The sequence below is a fragment of the Aestuariivirga litoralis genome (assembly GCF_003234965.1).
GTDB lineage: Bacteria > Pseudomonadota > Alphaproteobacteria > Rhizobiales > Aestuariivirgaceae > Aestuariivirga > Aestuariivirga litoralis.
Genome location: NZ_QKVK01000005.1, coordinates 106835 through 131728, shown reverse-complemented (window position 1 = coordinate 131728; position 24894 = coordinate 106835). Strand labels below are relative to the sequence as shown.

Here is a 24894-nt window from a genome sequence, read left to right as displayed (position 1 = left end):
TAGTGCAACGCAAAAGAATGTTGCACATGCGAAACAGGGAGGACCATGCGGGAGAAGGCCGACAGCGACCTCGTGCGCCGGCAGAACCGTCTCCTGCTGCTCGAGGCGCTGCGCCAGCATGGCGCCATGGCGCGGGTCGACATGGGCCGCCACACCGGGCTTTCCCCCGCCTCGATCACCTCGATCTCCTCGCAGCTGATTGGCGACGGCATCCTGGAGGAGGCGCATACGCCCCATACCGCCGCCGAGGGCCCGCAGCGCCGCGGCCGGCCGACGACGCAGATCGACTTCAACCCGAAGGGCGCCAATGTGGTGGCCGTGAAGGTGTCGATCGACGGCCTTGAACTGGCGCTGGCAGACGCGCGCGGCGCCATCCTGGCGCGCCGCACCTCGCGCAGCGCCACCCATGACGCCGACTCGGCCGCCTTCGGCAAGCTGGTGGCGGACGAGATCACGGCGCTGCTCACCAAGGCGCGCGTCCCCACGCGGCGCGTGGCCCGGGTCGGCATCGCGGTGCAGGGCGTGGCCGATTCGCAGGCCGGCACGGTGGTGTGGAGCCCGGCCTTCCGTGGGCGGAACATCTCGGTGGCGGCGGCGATCGAAGAGCGCCTTGGCATTGCCTGCCGGGTGGCCAATGACGCCAACATGATCGCCGAGGGGCTGATCGGCAGCGACCGCAAGCGCTACGGAGGCACCGCGGCCGTGGTCTTCATGGGCTGGGGCGTGGGCATGGGCCTCATCATCAACGGCCAAGTCTATCACGGGCCCACCGGGGCTGCCGCCGAGTTCGGCCACATGAACCACCTGCCGGACGGCCCGCTGTGCCGGTGCGGCCGCCGCGGCTGCGTCGAGGCCTATGTGGCGGATTACAGCCTTCTGCGCTGGGCCTCGGGCCATGCCGCCACGCAGCCGCCCTCGTCCAACGCCATTCCGCCGGACGACATGCTGGCGCTGGAGGCCGCGGCGCATCGCGGCGAGCCCGCCGCGGTCTCGGCCTATGCCAAGGCCGGCGAGGCGCTGGGCTTCGGGCTTGCCCGCCTCATCGCCATCCTCACGCCGGCGCGCATCGTGCTGGCGGGGCCCGGCACCCGCGCCATGCCGCTGATCCGCCCGCATCTCGAGCGCGCGCTGGAGCAGGGTGTCGTCGACGAGCTTCGCCGCACCGTCGAGATCGAGGTGGTGCCGATCGACACCGACATGATCATCAAGGGCACGATCGACCGGGCGCTGCGCCACGTCGACCGCGAGATCTTTGCACATGGACCCCTGAAGAAGGGCCGCGAACTGGAGACCGTCGCATGATGATGACCCGCCGCAGTGCTTTGAAAGGCGTGGCTGCCGCCGCGCTGCTGGGCCTTTCCGGGCGCCTCGCCCTGGCGGAGGACAATGGCGGCGCGATCCTGCGGCAATGGTACAAGGTGGTGCTGATGCTGGTGCGCCACACCGCCACCTATTCACCGCCCGTGGCCAGCCGCGCCTTCGCCTATCTCGGTGTCGCCGCCTACCAGGCGGTGGCCTCGGGCTCCACTTCGCTCGTCTCGCTCGAAGGCCAGCTCAACGGGTTGAAGGCCCTGCCGCCGCGCGATCCCGCCAAGCGCTACAGCGATGCCGTCATCACCCATTGCGTGATGGCCTCCGCCGTCAAGACCTTCTTCGGCAATACGGGCCCAACCGGCCAGCGCGTCATGGCTGCGGCCGAGAAGAAGCTGAAGGGCGCGGCGCTGCAGGGGCTTCCCGGTGACGTGGTGGAGGCGAGCCTCGCCTATGGCGAGACGCTGAAGGCGGCGATCATCGACTGGTCCAAGGATGATGGCGGCGCGGTGATCGAGAACATGGGCTTTCCCATGGCTTACGATGTGTCGAAGGAGCCCGGCCACTGGGTGCCGACCAGCGCCATCCGCCAGCAGCAGGTTCCGCTGCTGCCGACATGGGGGCAGAACCGCAGCTTCGCCATGCCGTCGGGCGCCAGCTGCGGGTTGCCGCCGCCGCCGACCTACAGCGAAGACCCGTCATCGGAGTTCTACGCGCAGGCGAAGGAGGTCTATGACGTCACCATGCGCCTGATGCCTGAACAGGTCGCCATCGCGCGCTTCTGGTCGGATGACCCGATGCTGTCCTTCACGCCGCCCGGCCACTGGATCGCCATCGCGCATGACCTGCTGGCAGAGAAGAAGGCGGGCCTCGACGAGACGGCCGAGGTGATGATGCGGCTGGGCGTTGCCATGGCGGATGGATTCATCGGCTGCTGGAACGCCAAGTACCAGTATGACTACGTGCGCCCCGTCACCGTCATCAAGAAGCTGATCGACGCCAAGTGGGAACCGCTCCTCATCACGCCTCCGTTCCCGGAGTATCCGAGCGGGCATTCGACCGAGTCGGGCGCTGCCGCAGCTGTGCTGACGTCGATCTATGGCGACAACGTCGCCTTCACCGACCGCAGCCATGTGCGCGACGGGCTGGGCGAGCGCAAGTTCGCGAGCTTCACGGCCGCCGCGGACGAGGCCGGCATGTCGCGCATGTATGGCGGCATCCATTTCCGCCCCGCCATCGAGCAGGGTCTCGAACAGGGCCGCTGCATCGCGCAGTTCGCCATCGCACTGCGAACGCGGAGCGCGGCATGAGGCGGGCTGCCCTTGCCCTGCTGATGCTCGCGGCGGGGCAGGCCCATGCGGCGGACACGCCGGTCGTGCCCGCCTTCACCGAGGAGACGAAGACCTCCGGCATCGACAGCGTCTATACCGGCCAGTGGCAATACATGGTGGGCGGCGGTGCCGCTGCCTTCGACTGCAACGGGGACGGCTTCGAGGACGTGCTGATCGCCGGCGGCGAGATGCCCGCGGCCTTCTATGTCAACAGGAGCGCCAGGGGTGGCGCGCTCACATTCGCGAAGCAGCAGAGCGGCCTCGAGTTCGACGCCATGACCGGCGCCTATCCCATCGACATCGATGGCGACGGCATCATGGATGTGGTGGTGCTGCGCGTGGGCGAGAACATCGTGATGAAGGGCAAGGGCGATTGCCAGTTCACCCGCGCCAACGAGGACTGGGGCTTCGCGGGCGGCGACGGCTGGTCCACCGCCTATGCCGCGACCTGGGAGAAGGGCAATCAGTGGCCCACCATCGCCATCGGCAACTACATCGACCGCGCCCAGGAACTCGAACCCTGGGGCTCCTGCACGCCCAACGTGATGCAGCGGCCGAAGCCCGGCGCCAAAGGCTTCGATGCGCCGGTCGCGCTGACGCCCAGCTACTGCCCGCTCTCCATGCTGTTCACCGACTGGAACAATTCCGGCACCGCCGACCTGCGCATGGCAAATGACCGCGAGTATTACGAGGGCGGTCAGGAGCAGATGTGGCAAGTCCGGCCGGGCCAACCACCGAAGCTCTACACCAAGGAGGACGGCTGGGCCTATCTGCGCATCTGGGGCATGGGGATCGCCGGCTACGACCTCGATGGCGACGGCTACCAGGAATATGCCATCACCTCGATGGCCGACAACAAGCTGCAGACGCTGAAGGAGCCGCCCAAGGATGGCGGCGCGGCCAAGCCGACGTTCAAGGACGTGGCCTGGCCGAAAGGCGTCACCGCGCACCGGCCCTTCACCGGCGACGACCTCAAGCCCTCCACCGCCTGGCACATCGATTTCCAGGACGTGAACAATGATGGCCTTGCGGATATCTTCATCGCCAAGGGCAATGTCTCCGAGATGCCGGACTTCGCGATGAAGGATCCGAACAACCTGCTCGTCCAGGCACGAGACGGCACGTTCATCGAGATGGCGGACAAGGCGGGCGTCGCCTCGACCGAGACGGCGCGCGGCGGCGTGCTCACCGACTTCAACCTCGATGGCCTCGTCGACCTGCTGGTGGTCAACCGCTATGCGCCCACACAGCTCTGGCGCAACGTGACGCCGGGGGCGGGCAACTGGATCGAGGTGAAGCTGCAGCAGCCCGGCGGCAACGTGAATGCCATCGGCGCGATGGTCGAGGTGAAGACGGAGCTGGGCCGCCAGGCGCGGGAAGTCGTGTCCGGCGGCGGCCATGTCTCCGGCCAGTCCGGCTGGGTGCATTTCGGCATCGGCGATGCGAAGCAGGCCGAGGTCCGTGTGCGCTGGCCGGGCGAGGACTGGGGGAAACCGATGACAGTCGACGCCAATGGCTTCGCGGTGCTGGACAAGGCGAAGGCCGCGGCCGAGGCGTGGACGCCCAACCGTTAGTCCCGTCACCCCAGCGAAAGCTGGGGCCCAGCTTCGGGCAGTAACCCAGCGGACAGAAAGCTGGGTCCCGGCTTTCGCCGGGATGACGATCTTCGAGAAAGATGATCCCTGCTGGTTCCTTCACGCCAAGCTGATTTTCTTTTCCGCTCCACCCCCTTATGAGGGTTGCAGACGGAGACGGACCCATGCCCCTGACATTCACCCGCCGCGGCTTCGCGAGCCTCTTGGCGCTGACGCCCTTTCTCTCGCCTGCCCGCGCCGAGGAGAGCTGGGACGACATCGAGAAGCAGGCCAGGGGCCAGACTGTCTATTTCAATGCCTGGGCCGGCTCGCCGCAGGTCAATGACTATATCGCCTGGGCGGCGGGTGAACTCGCCACGCGTCATGGCATCACCCTCGAGCATGTGAAGCTCAGCGACACGGGGGAAGCCGTGCGCCGGGTGCGCGACGAGGTGAAGGCGGGCAGGCAAGGCAGTGTCGATCTCATCTGGATCAATGGCCAGAACTTCCACGTGATGAAGGAGGAGCAGCTGCTCTTCGGCCCCTTCACCGGTGACCTCCCCAATTTCGCGCTGGTCGACACCGACGGCAAGCCGACGACACTCGTCGATTTCGCCGAGGGCACCGAGGGGCTCGAATCGCCCTGGGGCATGGCGCAGCTCACCTTCTTCGCCGACGGCGCGAAGCTCGACACGCCACCCATGTCGATGCTGGAGCTGCTCGACCTGGCGCGCGACGAACCGGGCCGCATCACCTATCCGGCACCGCCCGATTTCCATGGCACCACCTTCGTCAAGCAGGCGCTGGTGGAGACCATCGATGACCGCGCGCTGCTGCCGCTCGCCATCGACAAGGACACCTTCACCGAGGCCACGCAGCCGCTGTTCGAGTTCCTTGATCAGCTTCACCCCTATCTGTGGCGCGAGGGCAAGCAGTTCCCGCCGACCCAGGCGCAGGTGACGCAGATGCTCTCCGACGGCGAATTGCTGATGGGCCTCACCTTCAACCCCAACGAGGCGGCAAACCTCGTCTCCGCCGGCACGCTGCCCGACACGACCATTGCCTGGCAGAACCGCGGCGGCAGCATCGGCAACTCGCATTTCGTGGCGATCCCGATCAACTCGAATTCAAAGGCGGCCGCACAGGTGGTGGCGGATTTCCTGCTCTCGCCCGAAGCCCAGGCGCGCAAGGCGGATCTCAAGATCTGGGGCGACCCCACCGTGCTCGACATGGACAAGCTGACGCCCGCGCAGCGCGCGCTGTTCACCGGCGGTGATGCGCCGGGTGCCGTGAAGGACCCCGCCCGCACCATCCCCGAGCCGCATGGCAGCTGGGTGCCGCTGCTCGAGGCGGCCTGGCTCGAACGCTACGGCGCATGACGAGACTAGGTGCCGCACCGCTGCTGCTGTTCTGGGCGCTGCCGCTGCTTGCAGGCCTCGCGATGCTGCTGCCCGCAGCAGGCGACAGTGAGGCCTGGCGCATGGCGCTGGCGCATCCGCAGCTGTGGCCGGCGCTCGCCCTGTCGCTCGGCACCGGGGCCATCTCCACCCTTCTCGCGCTGGCCCTCACGCTGACGCTGCTCGCCGGGCTCTACCGCAGCCGGCTCTGGTACAGCCTGCAATCCCTCGCGGCCGCGGGCCTCGCCATTCCGCACCTCGCCTTCGCGATCGGCTTCGGCTTCCTCGTCATGCCATCGGGGTTGCTGGCGCGGCTCGTCATCGGGGGCGAGGCGCCGCCGCAATGGGTGACGGTCCAGGACCCCTGGGGGCTGACCCTGTCGCTGGCCCTTGCCCTGAAGGAGCTGCCCTTCCTGCTCACCGCCGGGCTCGGCATCCTGTCACGCGGTGACGCGGCGCTGCGGCTGCGGCAGGCCTGCCGCGCGGCAGCGAGCCTCGGCCATTCGCCGGGCTCCGCCTTCCTGCGCGTGGTGCTGCCGCCGCTGCTCAAGGACTTGCGCTGGCCGCTGGTGATCGTCTTCGTCTATGGCGCCACGGTGGTGGACATGGCGCTGGTGCTGGGGCCGACGCAGCCGCCGACGCTGGCCGTGGTGATCTGGCATGCACTCAACGACGTGGACACGGCCATGAATGGCATGGGCCTCGCCATGGTGCTGCTGCTCACCGCCGCGCTCGCGCTGCTGCTGGGCGGCGTGGCGCTGGTGCTGCGGCAGGCCCATGGCCCGCTGCACCGGCTTCTTACCGTGGGTCCGTCATCACTGCGCGCACCCCGCGGCCTCGCTGCGCTTGTCGGGGCCTTTGCACTTGCCATTCTCGTCCTCGCGATGGTGGTGCTGGTCATCCTCTCCCTGGCGCCGCGCTGGCCCTACCCTGCGCTGCTGCCGCCAGCAGCGGATGGCGCGGCCTGGATGAAGGTGACGGCAGCGCCCCTGTGGCTGAGCCTCACGCTGTCACTCGCCGCCGCCATCACGGCCGTCATGCTGGCCATGATGTGGTTCGAAACGCAGGCGCCGTCGCGTGACCGCTGGGTGATCGGCCTCGCGCTCGTCGCCCTCGCCCTGCCGCAGATGGCGAGTGCCGGCGGGCAATACCGGCTGTTCCTGCCGCTGGGCCTCACCGGCACGCTGGCCGGGCTATTCCTCGCGCATCTCACACCGGTTGCCGCCTATGTGCTGATCGTGCTCGCAGGGCCCTGGCGCAGCTTCGACGGGCGTTACGTGGCGGCGGGACGCGCCCTCTCCGCGTCCCGCATGCGCGCGCTGCTCGCCGTGAAGCTGCCGCTGCTGAAGGCGCCGCTGCTCACGGCGGCCGCCATCGGCTTCGCCGTGTCGATCGCGCAATACGTGCCCGCACAACTCATCGCCGCGGGACGCTTCAGCACGCTGCCGATGGAGGCGGTGACGCTCGCCGCTGGCGGCAACCGCGCCCTCACCGCCGCCTTCGCACTGGCGCTGGCCGCGCCGCCGCTCATCGCCTTCCTCGCCGCTGCCCTGCTGGGGAGGCCCCGATGGCGCTGAGGCTGGAGCAGGTGTCGATCCGCCTCGGAGACTGGAGCTTGATCCAGCCCCTGTCGCTCACCGTGGCGCCCGGCGAAACGGTGACGCTGATGGGCGGCAGCGGCTCCGGCAAGTCGACGCTGCTGTCCTTCATCGCAGGCGACCTCGACCCGCTCTTCACCGCCGCGGGCGGCGTGAGCCTCGACGGCGCGGCCCTCGGCGGCCTGCCGCCCGAGGCGCGGCACATCGGGCGGCTGTTCCAGGACGACCTGCTCTTCCCGCATCTCACCGTGGCGGAGAACCTGCTCTTCGGCATGCCGCGCGGGGCCCGTGCGGAGCGGCTGGCGAAGGTCGACGCCGCGCTGGCCGAAGCGGAGCTGCCGGGCTTCGGTGACCGGCCGCCGCACACGCTGTCGGGCGGCCAGCGCGCCCGCGTGGCGCTCATGCGCGCCCTGGTGGCGGAGCCCCGGGCCATGCTGCTGGACGAGCCCTTCAACAAGCTCGATGCGGAACTGCGCCAGGCGATGCGCCGCTTCGTGTTCGAGCACATCGCGGCCCGCCGCATTCCCTGCCTGATGGTGACGCATGATGACGCCGACGTGCCGCCCGGCGGCCGCGTGCTGCGGCTGAAGGACGGCAAGGTGGCCCATGCTTGACCGGCTGGCCCTGAAGCTCGTGAAGCCCGCCGTCGACGCCGCTGCCCGGTGGCTGGCCGCGCGTGGCATCACGGCGGACCAGGTGACGCTGGCGGGCTTTGCGCTTGGCATGCTGGCCGCCGGGCTGGTGGCCTCCGGCCACAGCCTGCTGGCGCTCGTTCCACTGCTCGCCAACCGCGCCCTCGATGGCATCGACGGCGCACTCGCACGGCTTTCCACCTCCTCGGAGCGCGGCGCCTTCCTCGACATCTCGCTCGACTTCGTCTTCTACGCCGCGATCCCGCTGGCCTTCGGTATCGCCGCACCGGGCGAGAATGCACTCGCCGCCGCCGTGCTGCTCGCCGCTTTCGTGGTGACGGGAACGAGCTTCCTCGCCTTCGCCGTGCTGGCGGAGAAGCGCGGCCTCAAGAGCACCGACTATCCCTCCAAGGCCTTCTACTATCTCGGCGGCCTCACCGAGGGCACCGAGACCATCGCCTGCTTCCTCGCCATGTGCGTGTGGCCGGAGCACTTCGCGGTGCTGGCGTATTTCTATGCAGCGCTCTGTGCGCTGACAGCGGCGACGCGGCTTCACGCCGGCTGGAAGGCCTTCGGCTGAAAAAACTTTGCCCGCGGGGGCAAAAAATCCTTGCATGTGACGGCGAACAGGAACATATCGCGCTCGCCCAAAGTCGCACGTGCCTCAAGGACATCCCCAAAGCAACGACGGTGCGGGCTTTTTGGTCTCTGCCGGCTCCTCCAAAGGCCGGGGTTACTGAGAGGCACCACTATCCTTGCCCCATGTGCGATTGGGACATTCCCGATCAAGCCAAGGCGAACGTCAGTCTGATCCGAGCGTATCCCGCGTCTCCACAGCGCGGGGCGAGCGTCATCATTCCGGCGCAGGCAACGCATTCTTGATTCCGGGAGATAGACCCATGGCCGCCACCGCCCGCATTCTCGACTTCCTGCGTGACCGACGTCCCGAAGGCCCGTGCCTCGTCGTCGACCTCGAGGTCATTGCCGACAACTACCGCGCCTTCCGCCGCGCCATGCCCGACACCCGCATCTTCTATGCGGTGAAGGCCAACCCGGCACCGGAGATCCTCAAGATGCTGGCCGACATGGGCTCCTGCTTCGACACCGCCTCGGTGCCGGAAATCGAGATGGCCCTTGCCGCCGGCGCCACGGCGGACCGCATCTCCTTCGGCAACACCATCAAGAAGGAGCGCGACATCGCGCGCGCCCACGCCCTCGGAGTAAAGCTCTTCGCCGTCGATTCGGACGAGGAAGTGGAGAAGGTCGCCCGCGCCGCCCCCGGCGCGCAGGTGTTCTGCCGCATCCTCACCGATGGGGCCGGTGCGGAGTGGCCGCTGTCGCGCAAGTTCGGCTGCGAGCCCGCCATGGCGGTGGACGTGCTGATGCATGCCCACAGGCTGGGGCTCGAGGCCTATGGCATCTCCTTCCACGTCGGCTCGCAGCAGACCAGGCTCGAGGCCTGGGACCAGGCGCTCGAGGAGTCGAAGGCGATCTTCGATGCTATGCAGGCTCGCGGCATCACGCTCAAGATGGTGAACCTCGGCGGCGGCTTCCCGACCAGGTACCTGAAAGAGGTGCCGGGCACGGGCAGCTACGCCAATGCCATCCACGAGGCGCTGACCAAGCATTTCGGCAACGCGATCCCCGAAACGATCATCGAGCCGGGCCGCGGCATGGTGGGCAATGCCGGCGTGGTGAAGGCCGAGGTGGTGCTGATCTCGAAGAAGCACGCCAACGACAACCACCGCTGGGTCTACCTCGACATCGGCAAGTTCGGCGGCCTCGCCGAGACGATGGACGAGGCGATCCGCTACCCGATCGTGACGGCGAAGGACGGCGACGAGAAGGCCCCCTGCGTGATCGCAGGCCCGACCTGCGACTCGGCCGACGTGCTCTACGAGAAGGTGCCCTACGACCTGCCGGTGACGCTCACCGTGGGTGACGAGGTCCTGATCGAGGCCACCGGCGCCTATACGACGACCTATGCGGCCGTGGCCTTCAACGGCTTCTCGCCGCTCAAGTCCTACGTCATCTGACGTAACCCACACTCCCGTCGCCCCCGGCCCGTGCCGGGGGACCTCCTCACTCTTTGGGTTCCGGCGCGTATCGCCGGGATGACAGGAAGGCTTTCGACATGATCCAGATCCGCACCGAGACCCAGGCCGACGTGGCCGCCCGCGAGCGCCTGCTCGACCGCGCCTTCGGCAAGAGCCGCCGCCGCAAGACCTCCGAGCGCCTGCGCGAGGGCCGCCTGCCGTCGGAAGGCCTCGCCTTCAGCGCCGTCGACGAGAAGGGCAGGCTCGTCGGCACGCTGCGCCTGTGGGACGTGGTGGCGGGCTCCGCCGGCCCTGCCCTGCTGCTGGGGCCGCTGGCCGTCGACTGCAGGCACCAGGGCAAGGGCATCGGCGCGGCACTGATGCGCCATGCGATCGCCGAGGCGAAGCTCCTCGGCCATGCGGCCATCATCCTGGTCGGTGATGCGCCTTACTATGCGCGCTTCGGCTTCTCGGGTGCCCCGATGGCGGACCTGCACCTGCCGGGCCCGGTGGACCGCGCGCGCTTCCTCGGGATCGAACTGATCCCCGGTGCGCTCGACGGCGCGGAAGGTTTCGTCGCCGGCTGCGGCCGGCGCGAGGCCGCTCAACGGCAGGCCGCCTAAGCTTCCTTCCAGCCCCGGGCGCGCGTTATCGCTGTGGCGAAGCGGCTGCGCGCCTGAGGGCCATAGGTCCCCACCGGCTTCACGCTGCTGGCCGGGGGCGGCATGTCGGGAAGACGTGCCGCACCCAGCCCCCGCATCGCCATGCGGGCGGTTCCCAGTGCCGTGAGGTCGGTGGAGGACGGAACCACGATGGTCCGCCCCGTCACATCCGCCAGCACCTGCAAGAGGTAAGGGTTTCGCGCCATGCCGCCATCGACCGAGACGGTGGCCGACAGCGGCAGCAACTCGGCCATCGCCGCGATCACCTCCGCCGCACGCAGCGCCACGCCCTCGATGAGGCTCTGCATCAGGTCGGCGCGCGTCGTATCCAGCCCCAACCCGATCCACATTCCTGAGGCCGCGCGGTCCCAGTGCGGGCATGCGAGGCCCGAAAGCGCAGGCACGAAGGCGAGGTCACGCAGGATGGCGGGTGGCTTGTCGAAGGCGTTGATCTCCGCAAGGTCGCTGAAAAGCCCGAGCTGCCTGGCCCAGTTCACCGCCGAGGCCGCATTGTAGACACCGCCTTCCAGCGCGAAATGGGGCCTGTCCCTCATCTGCTGCCAGGCGACCGTGGGCACGATGCCGAAGCGGCTGCCATTCAACCGTTCCGCCCCGGCAATCGCCAGCGCGAAGGCGCCGGTGCCGAAGGTGATCTTCACGTCGCCCAGACCTGAGCAACCATGACCGAAGAGGGCCGCCTGCTGGTCGACGAAGCTCGCGGTGACGGGCACGCCCCTGTGCTCGCCGAAGGGCCCGGTCGAAGGCCTGATCTCCGGCAGGCACTCCACCGGCACGCCGAAGAGATCGCAGAGCTGCGAATCCCACTGGAACGAATCGAGCGACATCAGGCTGGTGCGCGAGGCATTGGTGACGTCGGTGACGAAGTGTCCGGTCAGGCGCGCGAGGAAGAAGGCCTCGGAGGTGCCGAGCCGCAGGCGCTTCTCCTTCAGCAGCTGCTTCGCCTCCGGCACATGGTCGATGAACCAGCGCAGCTTGGCAGCGGAGAAGTAAGGGTCGAGCGGCAGGCCCGCCACGCGCTGCGTCAGCTCCTCGGCCCCCTCGGCCTTGAGCCGCGCGGTCACGTCCTTGGTGCGGTCATCCTGCCAGACGATGGCGTTGTGGATGGGGCGGCCCGTCGCAGAGTCCCAGGCGATGACGGTTTCGCCCTGGTTGTCGATGCCGATCGCGTCGACCTCTCCTGCCGCGGCGATGGCCTCGGTGACATGGCGCAGCAATTCGTCCGGATCATGCTCCACCCAGCCCGGCTGCGGATAGACCTGCGCATGCTCGAAACCGGCCACGGAGGTGAAGCGTCCGTCCGCGTCATAGACATAGGACTTGGTGCCCGTGGTGCCCTGGTCGACTGCAACGACTTTCACGCCAATTCTCCTGCCATCTTCTCCGCGATCGCGCGGCCCTCGCGCCAGCAGGCGCCGGAGGTCTTGAGCGCGCCATGCACATTGCCGGCGAGCGTCACCTTCGGCCGGTTCACCAGCAGCGCGGCCTCCGGCACCCATTGGCCCGTGAAGATCACGCCATCGCAGGCCACGCGCTCATGCCGGCCCTCGCGCTCGATCTCCACCGCCTCCACCTGCGCGCGCCCCTCGATGGCGACGAGCTTGGTCTTCGTCCACACCGGCACGCCATAGAGAAGCCGCGCGACGAGATCGCCGGTGCGGGGCGCGGAGATGCTGTCCTGCGCCTCGATCATCGCCACGGGCCGGATGCCGAAGTGGCGGCAGGTGAGGATGGCGGAGAAGGCGACCAGTTCGCTGCCGATGATCACAGGCCGTTCGAAAGGCTTGAAGTTCTGCAGATAGACATTGGCCTGCAGCGCGCCGGTGGTCATCACCCCGCGCGGGCGCGCGCCGCCGACGAAGCGCGGGGCGCGCGGTGATTCCCGCGTGCCCGTCGCAAGCAGAATCCTGCCGGCCGACATGTCGTGGATGCCCTGCGCGTTCTGGACGCGCAGAATGTCACCGTCGATGCCGAGCACGGTGTGGCCGGTGCGCAGGTCGAGCTTCTCCGAGTCTGCGCGCAGCTGCTGGGCAAAGCGCGGGCCGGTCCAGATGCGGCGGTGGCTCTGCCAGCCGAAGCCCAGATGCCCGCAATGGCGCGGAATGCCACCCGCCTGCTGTTCGCGCTCCAGCACCGTGGCAGCGATGCCCAGTTCGGAAAAGCGCCGCCCGGCGGAAAGCCCTGCGGGTCCGCCGCCGATGATGACCACGTCACGCCGTTCCATAGGTCTTCTCCCGGAACATGGCCTCGACATGGGCGGAACAGTTGAAGCCCTGGCAGCGCCCCATCATGGCGCGCGTGCGGCGCTTGAGGCCGCCAAGGTCGCCTGCGGGCAGAGGCCCTTCGAGGGCCCGCTCGATCTCAGCCCGCGTCACCCATTCGCAATGGCAGACGATCTCGCCGCCGTCCATGTAGGGCCGCGGCCGCCCCTCGGTGAGGTTGGGCACCGGCGTCCAGACAGGCTGTGGCGCCTCAGGCAGCGCGCCGAAATTGGACGCATAGAGCCCCGCCACATGCCGCGCGATGCCGAGGCTGGCCGTGAGGCCGGTGGAGCGGATGCCGCCCACGGTGATCCAGCCGCGGTCGGGCAGCGCTTCGATCACATAGTCCTTGTGTTCCGTCGCGGGCCTCAAGCCCGCATAAATGGCGTTGACGCCGATGCCCTGCAGGGCGGGCACCATCTCCAGCGCGCGTGCCTTGAGTTTTTCCAGTGTCGCGATGTCGGTCGCGGCCACCTCGCGCTCAGGAACGTCCTCCGCCGTGGGGCCGATGGCGAGATTGCCGAAGGCGGTGCGGAACAGCACCACGCCCTTGGTGCGCTCGGTGGGCACGGGCAGGATGATGGCATCGACCAGCCGGGAGGCCTGCTTGTCAAAGACCACGAATTGCCCGCGGCGCGGCGTGATGGTGAAGGGAGAGGCCCGCGCGATCGCTTCCACGAGGTCGCCGAAATTCCCGGCGGCATTGACGACCACGCGCGCAGTGACGGGACCTGCCTTGCTGGCAAGCGTCCACGCTCCGTTCGCAAAGTCACCGCCCGTCACCTCCGCATGGCGCAGGATCACCGCGCCATGGGCCAGCGCCTGGTGGGCATAGGCGAGCGGGGCGGACCAGGCATCGATGATGTGTTCGCCCGGCACCAGCACGGCGGCGCGCGCTGCAGGTGCGAGTTCAGGCTCGAGCAGCCGCAATTCATCGCGCGCGACAGGACGCACGTCGGCGACGCCGTTGGCATGGGCCTTGGCCACGATGCCGTCGAGCTTCGCCTGCTCCTCCTCCGACCACGCCACGACGAGGGCGGAGCTCCTCACCAGCGGCAGATTCAGCCGGTCACGGATTTCGAGATATTCGGCATGGCCCGCCTGCATGCAGGCGAGCTCGAGGCTTCCCGTGGGCGCATCGAAGCCCGTATGCAGCAGCGCGCTGTTGCCCTTGGAGGCGCCGCTCAGGATATCGGCACCGCGCTCCAGCAGCACGGCGGAAAGACCGGCCATGGCGAAGCGGCGCAGGATGGCGAGGCCCACCACGCCGCCGCCGATCACCGCGATGTCGAAGCTCCGCTGCATGGCTGCGATCCTAGCACAAACGAAAAAGGGGCGGCACTTGCGCGCCGCCCCTTCGGACGTGGTGTGGCTTACGAGGCTTCCGCCGCGTCGAGCGCCTTCTCGCGGGCCGCGATCTCGGCTTGGCGGCGCTTGATCTCCTCGCCGATGGGCGGGCCCTTGAAGCGCTTGCGCTCCGACAGGAACCAGCCCAGTCCCATCGCAACCGCCAGGAAGATCAGCGGATTGGTGAGCTGGTTCAGCGGGAACACGAGGTCCGGGAACAGCGGCAGGATGATCGGGTTGAAGGGCGGCTGAATGCCGGCATAGGCGAGGATGACCACGCCGATGATGGTGATGATCGCGAAGGGCTTCGACCAGGCACCGAGGCGGAACGGGCCGTACTCGGTCCAGGTCTTGCCTTCCGCGAACAGGCCCGCGGCCACCGGCATGGCGTAGGAAATGTAGAGGAAGAGCGCACAGCCGGCGGCCAGCGCGAACATGAAGGGCGCATAGTAGCAGGCACCCGCCGACAGCGCCGCCGTCAGCCAGATGGCATTGACGGGCGTGCGGTGCTTGGGGTGGATGGTCGCCAGGGCCTTGGAGGCCGGAAGGCCGCCGTCACGCGCGAAGGCATAGATCATGCGCGAGGTGGAGGTCATGCCGGCGAGGCCGCAGATGTAGTTGGCGATCACGATGCCGATGGCCAGCAGGTCACGCAGGAGCTCCGGCATCGGCAGGGTGTTGAACAGGTTGAAGAAGGAGTTGAAGCCGTCCTTTGCCGCCACCGTCGTGTCCGGCATGGCCAGCACGAAGGACGAGGCGAGGAAGAAGCCGAACAGCAGCGACCAGAACACCGAGTTCAGCATGCCCTTCGGCACGGTGGACCTGGCATTGATGGTTTCCTCGGAGGTGTGCGCCGAGGCATCGAAGCCGGTGATGGTGTAAAGCGGGTAGAGCAGGCCGATGAGGAAGGCCACCAGCGCGGTGCGCGGCTCCGGCACCACGAGGCCGCCCGGCTCGCCCGAGTTGTTGACGAAGGTGAACAGCCGCGACAGGTCGAAGGACGCCCCCCAGATCAGCATCGAAAGCGTGAGGCCGATCGCCACCACGAAGATCAGGTAGCCGGAGAAGTCCGTCAGCATCGTGGTGATCTTGATGCCGAAATGATTGAACAGCGCCTGGGTGACGGCGAAGATCGTCACGAAGATGCTGGCATGCAGCGCGCCCCAGGCCGAGGTGTCGACGCCGAAGACGCCGGTGATCACGAGGTCCTTCAGCAGCAGGTAGACGCCGAAGTTCACCGAGGCGACCACGAAGATGAGGCCGACGAGGTTGATCCAGGCGCAGAGCCAGCCCCAGCCGCGGCCGCCGAGGATGGAGGCCCAGTGATAGAGGCCGCCGGCAGTCGGATAGGCCGAGGCGATCTGGCCGACCGATGCGGCGACCACGAGGGCGAAGAAGCCGCCCACCAGCCAGCCGATCGACACCGAGAAGCCGCCGCCCGACGAGAAGGCCACCGGGAACGCGGTGATGCCACCGGCCAGGATGCAGATGATCGAGAAGGAAATCGCGAAGTTCGAGAACCCGCTCATGCGGCGCGCAAGTTCCTGCGCATAACCCATGTTGTGGAGGACTTTTTCGTCCTCGGTCATGTGTTCCATAAAGGCATCTCCCCCACGCCCCAGGGGATTCTTGGCGTGTTGTTGTGTTTGCTGTGCTGGAATCGCTGGCTTGGGCCAGCGAAGCCCCTTTTCCCCGTGATCATTCTGTAACGGAATTTACAATCGGTCAACGTGTCGTAACTGATTGCAAAGCGAGCAGTTGTGCGCGCGGGAGAGGCAGTGCATTCTGTTCGCGTGAGCTTTCCTCACGTCAACCGAACTGCCACGTCCGATGCCATGGTCCGCCGCCACTACGATCTCCCCTCGCTGAACGCGCTCGCAGCCTTCGAGGCTGCCGCCCGCCACCTGAGCCTCACCCGCGCCGCCGCGGAACTGAACGTCACGCCTGGCGCCGTGTCGAAGCAGGTGAAGGCGCTGGAGGACCAGATCGGGCGGCCGCTGTTCCTGCGCCTGCACCGGGCACTGGAACTGACCCCCGAGGGCCACGCCGTCTACCAGAGCCTGAAGGATGCCTTCGAGCGCGTGTCGAGCACGATCCGGCAGGTCGGGCTCTCGGGAAGCCCGCGCTCCGTCTCGATCGGCACCACCATGGCCTTCGCGCAGCTGTGGCTGATGCCGCGGCTCGGTGACTTCTGGACGAGGCACCAGGACATCGTGCTCGACCACATCATCTCCGACCGGCCGCATGAGGCGAGCCGTGCGGATATCGACCTGCGCGTGCGCTATGGCGATGGCAGCTTCACCGACGAAACCGCGACACTGCTGTTCGGCGACCGGATCGTGGCGGTGGCCGCACCCGCCTTCCTGGCGCGCCACAAGGTGAAGAGCATGCAGGACCTTTCGTCCCTGCCGCTGCTGTCGGTCGAAGGCGTGGACTGGACCTGGACCACCTGGGCCGATTTCCTGAAGGCTGCCGGCGCGTCCCATCGCAAGCTCAATGTGCGGCGCTTCAACTCCTATGTCATCGCACTTCAGGCTGCGCAGGCGGGCCAGGGCGTGGCGCTGGGCTGGATGAGCCTGGTCAAGCCCCTGCTGGCAAGCAAGCTGCTGGCCAAGGCGGGCCCGGCGGAGATCGAGGCGCCGCAGTCCTTCTATCTCACCTGGCCAGCGCGCCAGCCGCTGACGCCCGAAGCGGAGATCCTGCGCGACTGGCTGCTGCAGCAGCCAGCTTGAGATGAACTCAAGCAAGGGGCGCAAAAGCCTCGCTTGAAGCCGGCACCGGTGCGGCGTTCTATGGCGGCTCGCAGCAGGAGACGCAGAATGACCGACGCCAGCCCCGCCACAACCCCCAACGCACGCCGCAGCGGCGGGCGCGACGGTCGCCGCGCGCTGCGCGCCACTCCCATGGCGTCCTTCCCGACGCTGGTGCGCGACATTCCGGTCTACAATCTCGTCCCCGACGAGGCGGTGGAGCTGATCCACGATGAATCGCTGAAGATCCTCGAGGAGGTGGGCTGCGAGTTCCGCGACGACGAGGCCATCGCCATGTGGAAGGCCGCCGGCGCCAATGTGACAGGCACCCGCGTCCGCATCGACCGGGCGCTGCTCATGAGCCTCGTGGCGAAGGCGCCGGAGGAATTCACCCTCAACGCCCGCAATCCCGGGCGCACGGTGCGGATCGGCGGCCGCAACTCCGTCTTCGTGCCGATGTATGGGGCTCCCTACGTGCGTGACCTCGACAACGTCCGCCGCTATGGCTCGCTCGAGGATCTCAACAACTTCCACAAGCTCGCCTACATGCTGCCCGCACTCCACTCCTCGAGCTCGATCTGCGTCGAGCCGATGGAGATCCCGGTGCCGAAGCGCCACCTGCACATCATCCACTCGGCACTGACGCATTCCGACAAGCCCTTCATGGGCATCGTCACCTCGAAGGAGCGCGCCGAGGACGTGATGAAGATGTCCGGCATCGTCTTCGGCGAAGACTACGTGAAGGACAATACGGTCGTCGTCTCGATCACCAACTGCAATTCGCCGCTGGTGTGGGACGCCACCATGCTGGATGCAATGAAGGTCTATGCCGCGCACAACCAGCCCGTCATCTGCGCGCCCTTCGCGCTGTGCGGGGCCTCCACGCCGGCCTCGGCGGTGGGGGCGGTGGCGCAGGTCAATGCCGAGGCGCTGGCGGGTGTGGCCTTCACCCAGCTGATCCGCGCGGGCTCGCCCGTCATCTATGGCCAGTTCATGGTGGCGGTGGACATGAAGTCGGGTGCCCCCATGGGGGGCACGCCGGAAGCCGCCCAGATGATGTACCTGATGGGGCAGCTGGCGCGGAAGTACAGGCTGCCGTGGCGTACCTCGGGCTTCCATGTCGGCTCCAAGCTCAACGACGCGCAGGCGGGCTATGAATCCAACATGCTGATGCATGCCGCGATCCTGTCGGGCGCCAACTACATCTGGCACGTGGCAGGCTGGCTGGAAGCGGGCCTGTGCTGCGACTATTCCAAGTTCGTCACCGATGCCGAGCAGCTGGTCGGCTGGTACAAATATGCGGGCGGCGTCTCCTTCGCCGACTTCAAGGATGCCATGGCGGCGATCCGCGAGGTGGGTCCGCAGGGCCACTTCCTCGGCACGCAGCATACGCTGGAGCATTTCGAGAAGGCCTTCTTCAGCCCCTCGATCATGGACTTCAACTCCTTCGAGCAGTGGTCGGCGGAAGGGGCCAAGGACCACGCCACGCGCGGCCGCGACAAGGCCCGCCAGATGCTGCAGGCCTACGAGCCACCGAAAATGGACGAGGGCATCGCCGAGGGCCTCAAGGACTTCATCGCGAAGCGCGAGGAAGTGCTGCCCGACACGGTAAACTGAGGCCGGTGGCGGAACGCACCCCCGCGTGCTAGCAGGGGTCGGCCATGCTCATCGACTACATCACCTCCGCCCTCGCCACACTGCTGGTCGTTGCCGACCCGGTGCTGATGAGCGCGCTGTTCCTCGGCATCACCCATGGCATGACCCGGGAGCACCGGCGCGAGGTGGCGCTCCGCGGCTCGATCATCGCCTTCTGCATCCTGCTGGCGGCGGGCCTCGGCGGCGCAAAGCTCCTCGACCTGCTCGGCATCTCGCTCTCGGCCTTCCGCATCGCGGGCGGGCTGCTGCTGCTGTCAGCCGCGGCAGAGATGGTGTTCGACCGGAGGAGCGAGCGGCTGAAGAGCACCGTCGAACAGGCCATCACCGTCGACCATGTGAAGAACATCGCGGCCTTTCCGCTGGCCATTCCGCTGATGGCGGGGCCCGGCGCCATCACCGCCATGATCCTGCTGGCGGGCCGCGCCGAGGGGCGCATCACCTGGCTCGTGTCGCTCTATGGCGTGGCGGCCCTGGTCATGGCCGCCTGCTTCGTCGCCTTCCTGATGGCCGAGCGCATCTCGAAACTGATGGGCGTGACAGGCCGCGCCGTGCTGACCAGGCTTCTCGGCATCATCCTCGCCGCACTCGCGGTGCAGTTCGTGATCGACGGCGTCTCCGCCATCACGCCCTGGCACTTGAACTGAGCCGCGGCACCAGCTTCGTCGCCACGAAGCCCAGCGCCACGAGCACCAGCGTCACGAAGCCCCAGAGGGCAACGACCAGCCACTCGCCCACGCCCGCTCCGGCCGAGGCCAGCCACGAGGCCCATTCGACCAGCATCGGATCCGCCGGGAGGATGTCGGCATTGCTGGCAACGAGGCCGCCGGCCACGCCCACGAGGCCATGGGTGATCCAGGCCACCAGCGACCACAGCGCGATCACCACAGTGGTGAGGGTCCAGACGAGGGTCTTCATCGATGAGTCTCCGCGAGGTGCTGCCGCAGCAGGTTGAGGTTGCGCGTATTGGCCTTGAAGGCCATGTCGAAGACAAAGCCGATCACCGGAATGGCGCCGAGTGCGGTGTCCGCCGCGATGTTGAGGCCCATGCGGGTGAGAAGGCGCGCCGGCACGCCATGGCGAACGGCCTCGCCGATGACATAGAGCGACATGCCGGTGCCGACGAGCGTGCCAACACCGGGGACGAGGCTCAGCACGCCATCCGCACCCACGCTGCGCGAGGTGCCGGGAATGCGCAGGGCCGAGTCGGAAAACCAGGCGAGCCATTCGAGCCGCTGCATGGTGCCCTGTGGCGTGAGGTCAAGGGTGATCGAGGGGCTGGTCATTGCGTTCATCTCCCAGATTGCGGCGCGAGACGCGCCTTCAAGGTGGAAGAGTCCGACATCGCAGCCGCGTGGCTGCCAGAGGGGCCCGGACCCGTCTGATGACCATGTGGGGATGCTTCGCCGCCGCACAAGCGCGCGCGGGCAAAAAAAGAGGGGTGAACGGCAGCAACCAACAACCGTTCACCCCTGAGCCGGCCCAAGGCCGGGACGCTCCGAGTACTCTTCGCTTGAGAATGGGAGGACCCAAGAAAGACGTGTGCGCCGCTTTGTGCATTGCAAAGGCGGTGCCAGACCGGGCGTCACCGGGGATATCAGGCTAAATATTTGTAATAATGAGATTTTAGGTCGTAAAAGATGCTTTAACCATATCGAGCCCGCGCACTGGCTGCCCCCTCATTGTGCAGTGCAGCGCCTGTCTTTTCAGCAAACGGTCAGACCGGCCCGTGCCTGCGCATCCAGTCGACGAAGCGGCCCAGCGCCTCCTCGAGGGGCCCCAGGTCCTTCAGGTAGCACATGCGGAGGTGGCCCTCGCCGCCGGCGCCAAAGGTGCTGCCCGGCGCGAAGCCGACCTTGGCCTCGTCGATCAGGCGGCGGACGGTGGCCGCCGAATCCGTCATGCCGTCGATGCCGAAGAACAGGTAGAAGGCACCCTGCGGCACCTCGAACTGCAGCCCCGGCAATTCCTTCAGCATCAGCACGGTGAGGTCGCGGCGGTGGCGGGCCATCAGCACCTGGCGTTCGATGAACGCGTCGCCATGGTCGAGTGCCGCCACGCAGCCGCGCTGCAGGAAAGCCGGCGTGCCGGAGGACGACACCTGCACGATGCGCTCGATCGCCGGGCCCAGCGCCTTGGGCGCCTGCAGCCAGCCGACGCGCCAGCCGGTCATCGCCCAGTTCTTGGAGAAGGTGTTGGCGAGCAGCAGCTGCTCCTCGTCCTCGCAGATGTCGAGGAAGGAGGGCGCGCGCGTCTCGCCGTTGTCGCCATAATAGAAGCGGGTATAGACCTCGTCGGCGAAGATCCAGATACCGCGCCTGCGGCAGAAGTCGCGCACCGCGACGAGCTCGTCGCGCGTTGCCGTCCATCCCACGGGGTTCGACGGCGAATTGAGTGCTATGGCGCGGGTGCGCTCCGTCACCGCGTCGAACAGCCGGTCGAGATCGAGCGTCCATTTGCCATTGGCGAAGTTCATTGGCACCTCGACGGGTTTCGCACCCGAGATGCGCAGTGCGCCGGCATAATTGGGCCAGGCCGGCGTGGGCAGAACGATCTCGTCACCATCGCTGGTGATCATCTGCACGATGGTCTGGATCGCATGCATGCCGCCCGAGGTGACGAAGAAATTCTCAGGCTCGAAGCTGCGGCCGAAATTGCGCGTGTGATAGCGCGCCAGCGCGTCGCGCAGTTCGGGGATGCCGCGCTGCCAGGTGTAGAATGTCTCGCCGTTGAGCAGGGCCTCGGCGGCGGGCCTGGCGAAGGCCTCGGGCGTGGGCTGGTTGCCCTCGCCCGACCACAGCGGGATGATGCCGGGCACGGTGAAGCCATACATGGCGGCCTTGACGATGCCGCTGTCGGGCTCGTTGCGGGCCTGCGGTGTCAGTGCGGCGAGAAGCTTCTCATCGGTCATGGGCGGAACTTAAACAAAGGCACCGGGGTGTCCACCACCCCGGCGCGCAAGGCTGCATCGCTGGGCCCGCATCAGGCGGGGTTCTTGGCCTTCAGCGCATCGCGGATTTCGGCCAGCAGCTCTTCCGATTTGGTAGGCGGAGCGGGCGGCGGGGCGGGCTCCTCGCGCTTCAGCCGGTTCGAGACCTTGACCAGCTGGAACAGCACGAAGGCGACGAGCAGGAAGTTGATGACCACCGTGATGAAGGCGCCATAGGCCAGCACCGCGCCCTGCTTCTGCGCCGCGGCCAGCGTGGTGGCCGTGACGTTGGCATTGAGCGGCAGGAAATAGTCATCGAAGTTCAGCCCGCCGGTGAGCGCGCCGATGATCGGCATGATGAGAAGATTGACGATGCCGTCGACGATCCGGCTGAAGGCCGCGCCGACGATGACGCCGACCGCCAGGTCGAACGCATTTCCCTTGAAGGCGAAGGACTTGAAGTCGCTCCATTCCCTGCGCACCGTATCGCCTGCCATGTCGTCCCCCTCGAGTCGGGATCTGCATCCCGGGTTTGATGATCTGTCACTGCCATTATCCTGCCGATGCTGGCAAAATCAAAGGCCCCATAGCGCAGGACAGCGAATCAGATGTTGGAACGCCGCACATTCTACCCCGACCTGCAGCCCTTCAGCCGGGGCCGCCTCAGGGTCTCGCCTCTGCACGAGATCTATTTCGAGGAGTGCGGCAACCCGAAGGGCAAGCCTGCCGTGGTGCTGCATGGCGGGCCCGGCGGCGGCATCTCGCCCTTCCTGCGGCAGCTGCATGACCCGAGGGCCTATCGCATCATCCTGTTCGACCAGCGCGGCTGCGGCCAGTCGACGCCGCATGCGGAACTCGCCGAGAACACCACCTGGGACCTCGTGGCCGACATGGAGGCGCTGCGCCGGCACCTGAAGATCGAGCGCTGGCAGGTGGTGGGGGGCTCCTGGGGCTCCACCCTGGCGCTGGCCTATGCCGAGACCCATGCCGACCGGGTCACCGAACTCATCACCCGGGGCATCTTCACCTTGAGGAAAAGCGAGATCCGCTGGTTCTACCAGGAAGGGGCGGACCAGCTCTTCCCCGACCTGTGGGAGGGTTTCATCGCCCCCATCCCCCCGGACGAGCGGCACGACCTGCTCTCGGCCTATCACCGCCGCCTGACCGGGCCGGACAAGGCGGCGCAAATCGCCTGCGCCCGGGCGTGGAGCCAGTGGGAGGGAGCGACCATTTCCCTGTTGCCGGACCCCAAACGGGTGGCGGAATTCGGCAGCGACCACTTCGCCCTGGCCTTCGCCCGCATCGAGTGCCACTACTTCGTCAACCACGGCTTCTTCCGGCAGGACGGGCAGCTGATCGCCGAGGCCCGCAGGCTGGCCGGCATTCCGGGCGTCATCATCCAGGGCCGCTATGACGTGGTCACCCCGCCCGTCACCGCCTGGGACCTGCACAAGGCCTGGCCGGAGGCCCGGTTCATCATGGTGCCCGATGCCGGCCATACGGCAACCGAGCCTGGCATCGCAGATGCGCTGGTGCGGGCGACGGACCAGTTTCGCCATGCGTGAATTGCATGGCTGGCTCTGTGTGCAGTGCAGCACGATTGCTGCAATCTGTTCACAATTGATCGCCATATGGAGGGTCAACAGAAGAAACGCACCACTCCAACGTCTCGAGGCAACCCATGATCGTTTTCTCCGCCATGCGCGACCTGGCCGACGGCCTGACCCGCGGTTTCGGCCTGTTCTTCAGCGAGCGCCAGGACACCACCGCCCGCGGCATCAACCCGACCCCGGTGAAGCGCGGCACCCGCCGCTAGGGTTCACATTCCGACGTTTGGGCGGGAATTCACCAGTCCCGCCACCACAATGCCACGTGCCCTCCCCGCTCCGGCCCGGATTGGAGGGCATTGTCACTTCCAGAGGGGCGGTCGGGGCGATGCAACTTTTCTGCGGAATTCCCGGAACCACCCCGAAGCGGAAGCGTTGATAGACGCAACCTGCCACCAGTTTGGCCCGCATGGCTCCTGTCGCCGTCCCGAGTCGTGAAGGCCATCGGCCCGTCCATACCCTGCCGGTATGGGCGGGCCACTTACGTTCTGGGAACCGAATCGGCGTAATCTCGCGCCATGGACCTCGACCGCACCCTGCTTGAGATCGGCGGCGCCCCCGTCACGCTCCTCCATCTCCTGTTCGTCGCCGGGCTCTTCGCCCTGCTGCTGCTGGTCGCGGCCGTCATCCTGTCGTGGCGGGCCCAGGCGGCCCGGCTGGGCGACAGCATCGCCACCCAGCGCCGCGCCGCCGAACTGGAATACCGCATCGCCGAGCTTTCCGGCGCGCTGCGGACCCTGGCGGAACAGTCACAGGGCTCGCAGATCCATCTCGTCTCCACGCTGGACGAACGCCTCACCGACCAGGCGGAACGCACCGGCCAGTCGCTGAAGCAGCTGCACGAGCGCCTCGCGGTGATCGACGCCGCGCAAAAGAACATCGCGGCACTGTCCGGCGAGATGTTGAGCCTCAAGGACATCCTCTCCAACAAGCAGGCGCGCGGCGCCTATGGCCAGGCGCGCATGGAGGCGATCATCCGCGACGGCCTGCCCTCAACCGCCTATGCCTTCCAGGGCTCGCTCAGCAACAACACACGGCCCGACTGCCTGGTCTCGCTCCCCGACTCGGACATCAAGCTCGTCATCGACGCCAAGTTTCCGCTGGAAGCCTTCAACGCGCTGAAGGCCGCGACCGGCGAGACCGAACTCCGCAATGCCGAGGCGCGGCTCAGGGGCGACGTGCTGAAGCACGTCAAGGACATTGCCGAGAAATACCTGCTCGCCGGCGAGACGCATGAGACGGCAATCATGTTCGTGCCCTCGGAGTCGGTCTATGCCGAGCTCTACGAGAAGTTCGAGGACGTGATCCAGAAGGCGCATCGCGCGCGCGTCATCCTCGCCTCGCCCAACGTGCTGATGCTGCTGGTGCAAACGCTGCAGGCCATCTTCCGCGACGCCCGCATGCGCGAGCAGGCCGGCCTCATCAAGGTGGAAGTGACCAAGCTCCTCGAGGACGTCGACCGCCTCAGGGAACGCGTCGGCGACCTGCAGAAGCATTTCGGCGCCGCCTCCAACGACCTCGAGAAGCTCGCCGTCTCCGCCGACAAGATCACGCGGCGCAGCGCCCGGATCGAGAGCCTGGAATTGCAGGAGCCGGAAGGCGGCGTGGAGATCGTGCGGCCGAAGCTGGTGGAGCGGGGCTAGGTCCCACTCTCCTCCAGTCATCCCTCCCCAATGCCGTCACCCGGCTCTCATTGCCGTCACCCGGCCCTCAAGGCCCTGACGCCACCCTCAATGCCGTCATCCCGGCGAAGGCCGGGATCCAGCTCTGGGCCGTGGCCACACATGT

The 24894-nt window shown here is 67.3% G+C and carries 23 protein-coding genes; 15 read left to right on the top strand and 8 right to left on the bottom strand.

Annotated elements, in window-relative coordinates; genetic code table 11:
* The first annotated feature begins 45 nt into the window (after window positions 1-45).
* The 9 genes from DK847_RS12180 to DK847_RS12140 all read left to right on the top strand — a co-directional run bounded on the left by DK847_RS12180 (window position 46) and on the right by DK847_RS12140 (window position 10502).
* Window positions 46-1302 (top strand): ROK family transcriptional regulator, encoded by a 1257-nt coding sequence (locus DK847_RS12180; RefSeq protein ID WP_111198794.1) that lies wholly within the window; start codon window positions 46-48, stop codon window positions 1300-1302.
* Window positions 1299-2621: a vanadium-dependent haloperoxidase gene (locus DK847_RS12175; protein ID WP_245414594.1), complete on the top strand. Its 1323-nt coding sequence runs from the start codon at window positions 1299-1301 to the stop codon at window positions 2619-2621. The genes DK847_RS12180 and DK847_RS12175 overlap by 4 nt, the downstream gene beginning before the upstream one ends.
* The gene (locus DK847_RS12170) at window positions 2618-4216 is read left to right on the top strand and encodes a CRTAC1 family protein (RefSeq protein ID WP_111198793.1); all 1599 of its coding nucleotides are present in this window, start codon (window positions 2618-2620) and stop codon (window positions 4214-4216) included. The genes DK847_RS12175 and DK847_RS12170 overlap by 4 nt, the downstream gene beginning before the upstream one ends.
* 185 nt (window positions 4217-4401) lie before the next feature.
* On the top strand, window positions 4402-5595 hold the full coding sequence (locus DK847_RS12165) for an ABC transporter substrate-binding protein (RefSeq protein WP_111198792.1): 1194 nt from the start codon (window positions 4402-4404) through the stop codon (window positions 5593-5595).
* Window positions 5592-7190: an ABC transporter permease family protein gene (locus DK847_RS12160; protein WP_111198791.1), complete on the top strand. Its 1599-nt coding sequence runs from the start codon at window positions 5592-5594 to the stop codon at window positions 7188-7190. The genes DK847_RS12165 and DK847_RS12160 overlap by 4 nt, the downstream gene beginning before the upstream one ends.
* The gene (locus DK847_RS12155; RefSeq protein ID WP_111198790.1) at window positions 7181-7825 is read left to right on the top strand and encodes an ATP-binding cassette domain-containing protein; all 645 of its coding nucleotides are present in this window, start codon (window positions 7181-7183) and stop codon (window positions 7823-7825) included. The genes DK847_RS12160 and DK847_RS12155 overlap by 10 nt, the downstream gene beginning before the upstream one ends.
* Window positions 7818-8423: a CDP-alcohol phosphatidyltransferase family protein gene (locus DK847_RS12150; protein WP_111198789.1), complete on the top strand. Its 606-nt coding sequence runs from the start codon at window positions 7818-7820 to the stop codon at window positions 8421-8423. The genes DK847_RS12155 and DK847_RS12150 overlap by 8 nt, the downstream gene beginning before the upstream one ends.
* Before the next feature lie 319 nt (window positions 8424-8742).
* Complete coding sequence (locus DK847_RS12145; protein WP_111198788.1) at window positions 8743-9879, top strand: type III PLP-dependent enzyme; 1137 nt, start codon at window positions 8743-8745, stop codon at window positions 9877-9879.
* Between the two features lie 98 nt (window positions 9880-9977).
* Complete coding sequence (locus DK847_RS12140; RefSeq protein ID WP_111198787.1) at window positions 9978-10502, top strand: GNAT family N-acetyltransferase; 525 nt, start codon at window positions 9978-9980, stop codon at window positions 10500-10502.
* On the opposite strand, the gene DK847_RS12135 is transcribed toward DK847_RS12140, so the two are convergent.
* From DK847_RS12135 to DK847_RS12120, 4 genes are all read right to left on the bottom strand, one after another.
* Window positions 10499-11920, bottom strand: coding sequence for an FGGY family carbohydrate kinase (locus tag DK847_RS12135; RefSeq protein WP_111198786.1), 1422 nt, complete (start codon window positions 11918-11920; stop codon window positions 10499-10501). The genes DK847_RS12140 and DK847_RS12135 overlap by 4 nt on opposite strands.
* A complete protein-coding gene (locus tag DK847_RS12130) occupies window positions 11917-12783 on the bottom strand; it encodes an NAD(P)/FAD-dependent oxidoreductase (protein ID WP_161957249.1) in 867 nt (288 codons plus the stop codon). Before DK847_RS12130 ends, DK847_RS12135 begins: the two co-directional genes overlap by 4 nt.
* A complete protein-coding gene (locus DK847_RS12125) occupies window positions 12770-14125 on the bottom strand; it encodes an NAD(P)/FAD-dependent oxidoreductase (RefSeq protein ID WP_111198784.1) in 1356 nt (451 codons plus the stop codon). The genes DK847_RS12130 and DK847_RS12125 overlap by 14 nt, the downstream gene beginning before the upstream one ends.
* Before the next feature lie 68 nt (window positions 14126-14193).
* Window positions 14194-15765 (bottom strand): amino acid permease, encoded by a 1572-nt coding sequence (locus tag DK847_RS12120; protein WP_111198783.1) that lies wholly within the window; start codon window positions 15763-15765, stop codon window positions 14194-14196.
* A gap of 195 nt (window positions 15766-15960) precedes the next feature.
* On the opposite strand from DK847_RS12120, the gene DK847_RS12115 reads away from it, so the two are divergent.
* From DK847_RS12115 to DK847_RS12105, 3 genes are all read left to right on the top strand, one after another.
* Window positions 15961-16899: a LysR substrate-binding domain-containing protein gene (locus tag DK847_RS12115; protein WP_146256106.1), complete on the top strand. Its 939-nt coding sequence runs from the start codon at window positions 15961-15963 to the stop codon at window positions 16897-16899.
* A gap of 87 nt (window positions 16900-16986) precedes the next feature.
* Entirely contained in the window at window positions 16987-18534 is a 1548-nt protein-coding gene (locus DK847_RS12110) for a trimethylamine methyltransferase family protein (protein ID WP_111198781.1), read from the top strand.
* 44 nt (window positions 18535-18578) lie between these two features.
* Window positions 18579-19217, top strand: a complete 639-nt coding sequence (locus tag DK847_RS12105) for a MarC family protein (RefSeq protein ID WP_111198780.1) — start codon at window positions 18579-18581, stop codon at window positions 19215-19217.
* Here DK847_RS12105 and DK847_RS12100 read toward each other — a convergent pair.
* The 4 genes from DK847_RS12100 to mscL form a co-directional block, all read right to left on the bottom strand.
* The gene (locus DK847_RS12100; RefSeq protein ID WP_111198779.1) at window positions 19195-19488 is read right to left on the bottom strand and encodes a hypothetical protein; all 294 of its coding nucleotides are present in this window, start codon (window positions 19486-19488) and stop codon (window positions 19195-19197) included. The genes DK847_RS12105 and DK847_RS12100 overlap by 23 nt on opposite strands.
* Window positions 19485-19856, bottom strand: a complete 372-nt coding sequence (locus DK847_RS12095; RefSeq protein WP_161957248.1) for a DUF4112 domain-containing protein — start codon at window positions 19854-19856, stop codon at window positions 19485-19487. Before DK847_RS12095 ends, DK847_RS12100 begins: the two co-directional genes overlap by 4 nt.
* Window positions 19857-20287: 431 nt before the next feature.
* Complete coding sequence (locus DK847_RS12090; protein ID WP_111198777.1) at window positions 20288-21481, bottom strand: pyridoxal phosphate-dependent aminotransferase; 1194 nt, start codon at window positions 21479-21481, stop codon at window positions 20288-20290.
* A 71-nt stretch (window positions 21482-21552) separates the two neighbouring features.
* On the bottom strand, window positions 21553-21996 hold the full coding sequence (mscL, locus tag DK847_RS12085) for a large conductance mechanosensitive channel protein MscL (RefSeq protein ID WP_111198776.1): 444 nt from the start codon (window positions 21994-21996) through the stop codon (window positions 21553-21555).
* Window positions 21997-22110: 114 nt separating this feature from the next.
* Between mscL and pip the strand changes: the two genes are divergently transcribed.
* The 3 genes from pip to DK847_RS12075 all read left to right on the top strand — a co-directional run bounded on the left by pip (window position 22111) and on the right by DK847_RS12075 (window position 24749).
* Complete coding sequence (gene pip, locus DK847_RS12080; protein ID WP_204508330.1) at window positions 22111-23064, top strand: prolyl aminopeptidase; 954 nt, start codon at window positions 22111-22113, stop codon at window positions 23062-23064.
* A gap of 116 nt (window positions 23065-23180) precedes the next feature.
* Window positions 23181-23315 carry a hypothetical protein gene (locus DK847_RS21020; RefSeq protein WP_280956403.1) on the top strand — a complete coding sequence of 45 codons (135 nt, stop codon included), beginning with the start codon at window positions 23181-23183 and terminating at the stop codon, window positions 23313-23315.
* Between the two features lie 309 nt (window positions 23316-23624).
* The gene (locus tag DK847_RS12075; RefSeq protein ID WP_111198774.1) at window positions 23625-24749 is read left to right on the top strand and encodes a DNA recombination protein RmuC; all 1125 of its coding nucleotides are present in this window, start codon (window positions 23625-23627) and stop codon (window positions 24747-24749) included.
* Window positions 24750-24894: the final 145 nt, after the last annotated feature.

Coding starts and splice junctions, on each gene's coding strand:
- DK847_RS12180 (WP_111198794.1), top strand. CDS start 46: ATGCGGGAGAAGGCCGACAGCGACCTCGTGCGCCGGCAGAACCGTCTC.
- DK847_RS12175 (WP_245414594.1), top strand. CDS start 1,299: ATGATGATGACCCGCCGCAGTGCTTTGAAAGGCGTGGCTGCCGCCGCG.
- DK847_RS12170 (WP_111198793.1), top strand. CDS start 2,618: ATGAGGCGGGCTGCCCTTGCCCTGCTGATGCTCGCGGCGGGGCAGGCC.
- DK847_RS12165 (WP_111198792.1), top strand. CDS start 4,402: ATGCCCCTGACATTCACCCGCCGCGGCTTCGCGAGCCTCTTGGCGCTG.
- DK847_RS12160 (WP_111198791.1), top strand. CDS start 5,592: ATGACGAGACTAGGTGCCGCACCGCTGCTGCTGTTCTGGGCGCTGCCG.
- DK847_RS12155 (WP_111198790.1), top strand. CDS start 7,181: ATGGCGCTGAGGCTGGAGCAGGTGTCGATCCGCCTCGGAGACTGGAGC.
- DK847_RS12150 (WP_111198789.1), top strand. CDS start 7,818: ATGCTTGACCGGCTGGCCCTGAAGCTCGTGAAGCCCGCCGTCGACGCC.
- DK847_RS12145 (WP_111198788.1), top strand. CDS start 8,743: ATGGCCGCCACCGCCCGCATTCTCGACTTCCTGCGTGACCGACGTCCC.
- DK847_RS12140 (WP_111198787.1), top strand. CDS start 9,978: ATGATCCAGATCCGCACCGAGACCCAGGCCGACGTGGCCGCCCGCGAG.
- DK847_RS12130 (WP_161957249.1), bottom strand. CDS start 12,783: ATGGAACGGCGTGACGTGGTCATCATCGGCGGCGGACCCGCAGGGCTT.
- DK847_RS12125 (WP_111198784.1), bottom strand. CDS start 14,125: ATGCAGCGGAGCTTCGACATCGCGGTGATCGGCGGCGGCGTGGTGGGC.
- DK847_RS12120 (WP_111198783.1), bottom strand. CDS start 15,765: ATGGAACACATGACCGAGGACGAAAAAGTCCTCCACAACATGGGTTAT.
- DK847_RS12110 (WP_111198781.1), top strand. CDS start 16,987: ATGACCGACGCCAGCCCCGCCACAACCCCCAACGCACGCCGCAGCGGC.
- DK847_RS12105 (WP_111198780.1), top strand. CDS start 18,579: ATGCTCATCGACTACATCACCTCCGCCCTCGCCACACTGCTGGTCGTT.
- DK847_RS12100 (WP_111198779.1), bottom strand. CDS start 19,488: ATGAAGACCCTCGTCTGGACCCTCACCACTGTGGTGATCGCGCTGTGG.
- DK847_RS12095 (WP_161957248.1), bottom strand. CDS start 19,856: ATGACCAGCCCCTCGATCACCCTTGACCTCACGCCACAGGGCACCATG.
- DK847_RS12090 (WP_111198777.1), bottom strand. CDS start 21,481: ATGACCGATGAGAAGCTTCTCGCCGCACTGACACCGCAGGCCCGCAAC.
- mscL (WP_111198776.1), bottom strand. CDS start 21,996: ATGGCAGGCGATACGGTGCGCAGGGAATGGAGCGACTTCAAGTCCTTC.
- DK847_RS21020 (WP_280956403.1), top strand. CDS start 23,181: ATGATCGTTTTCTCCGCCATGCGCGACCTGGCCGACGGCCTGACCCGC.
- DK847_RS12075 (WP_111198774.1), top strand. CDS start 23,625: ATGGACCTCGACCGCACCCTGCTTGAGATCGGCGGCGCCCCCGTCACG.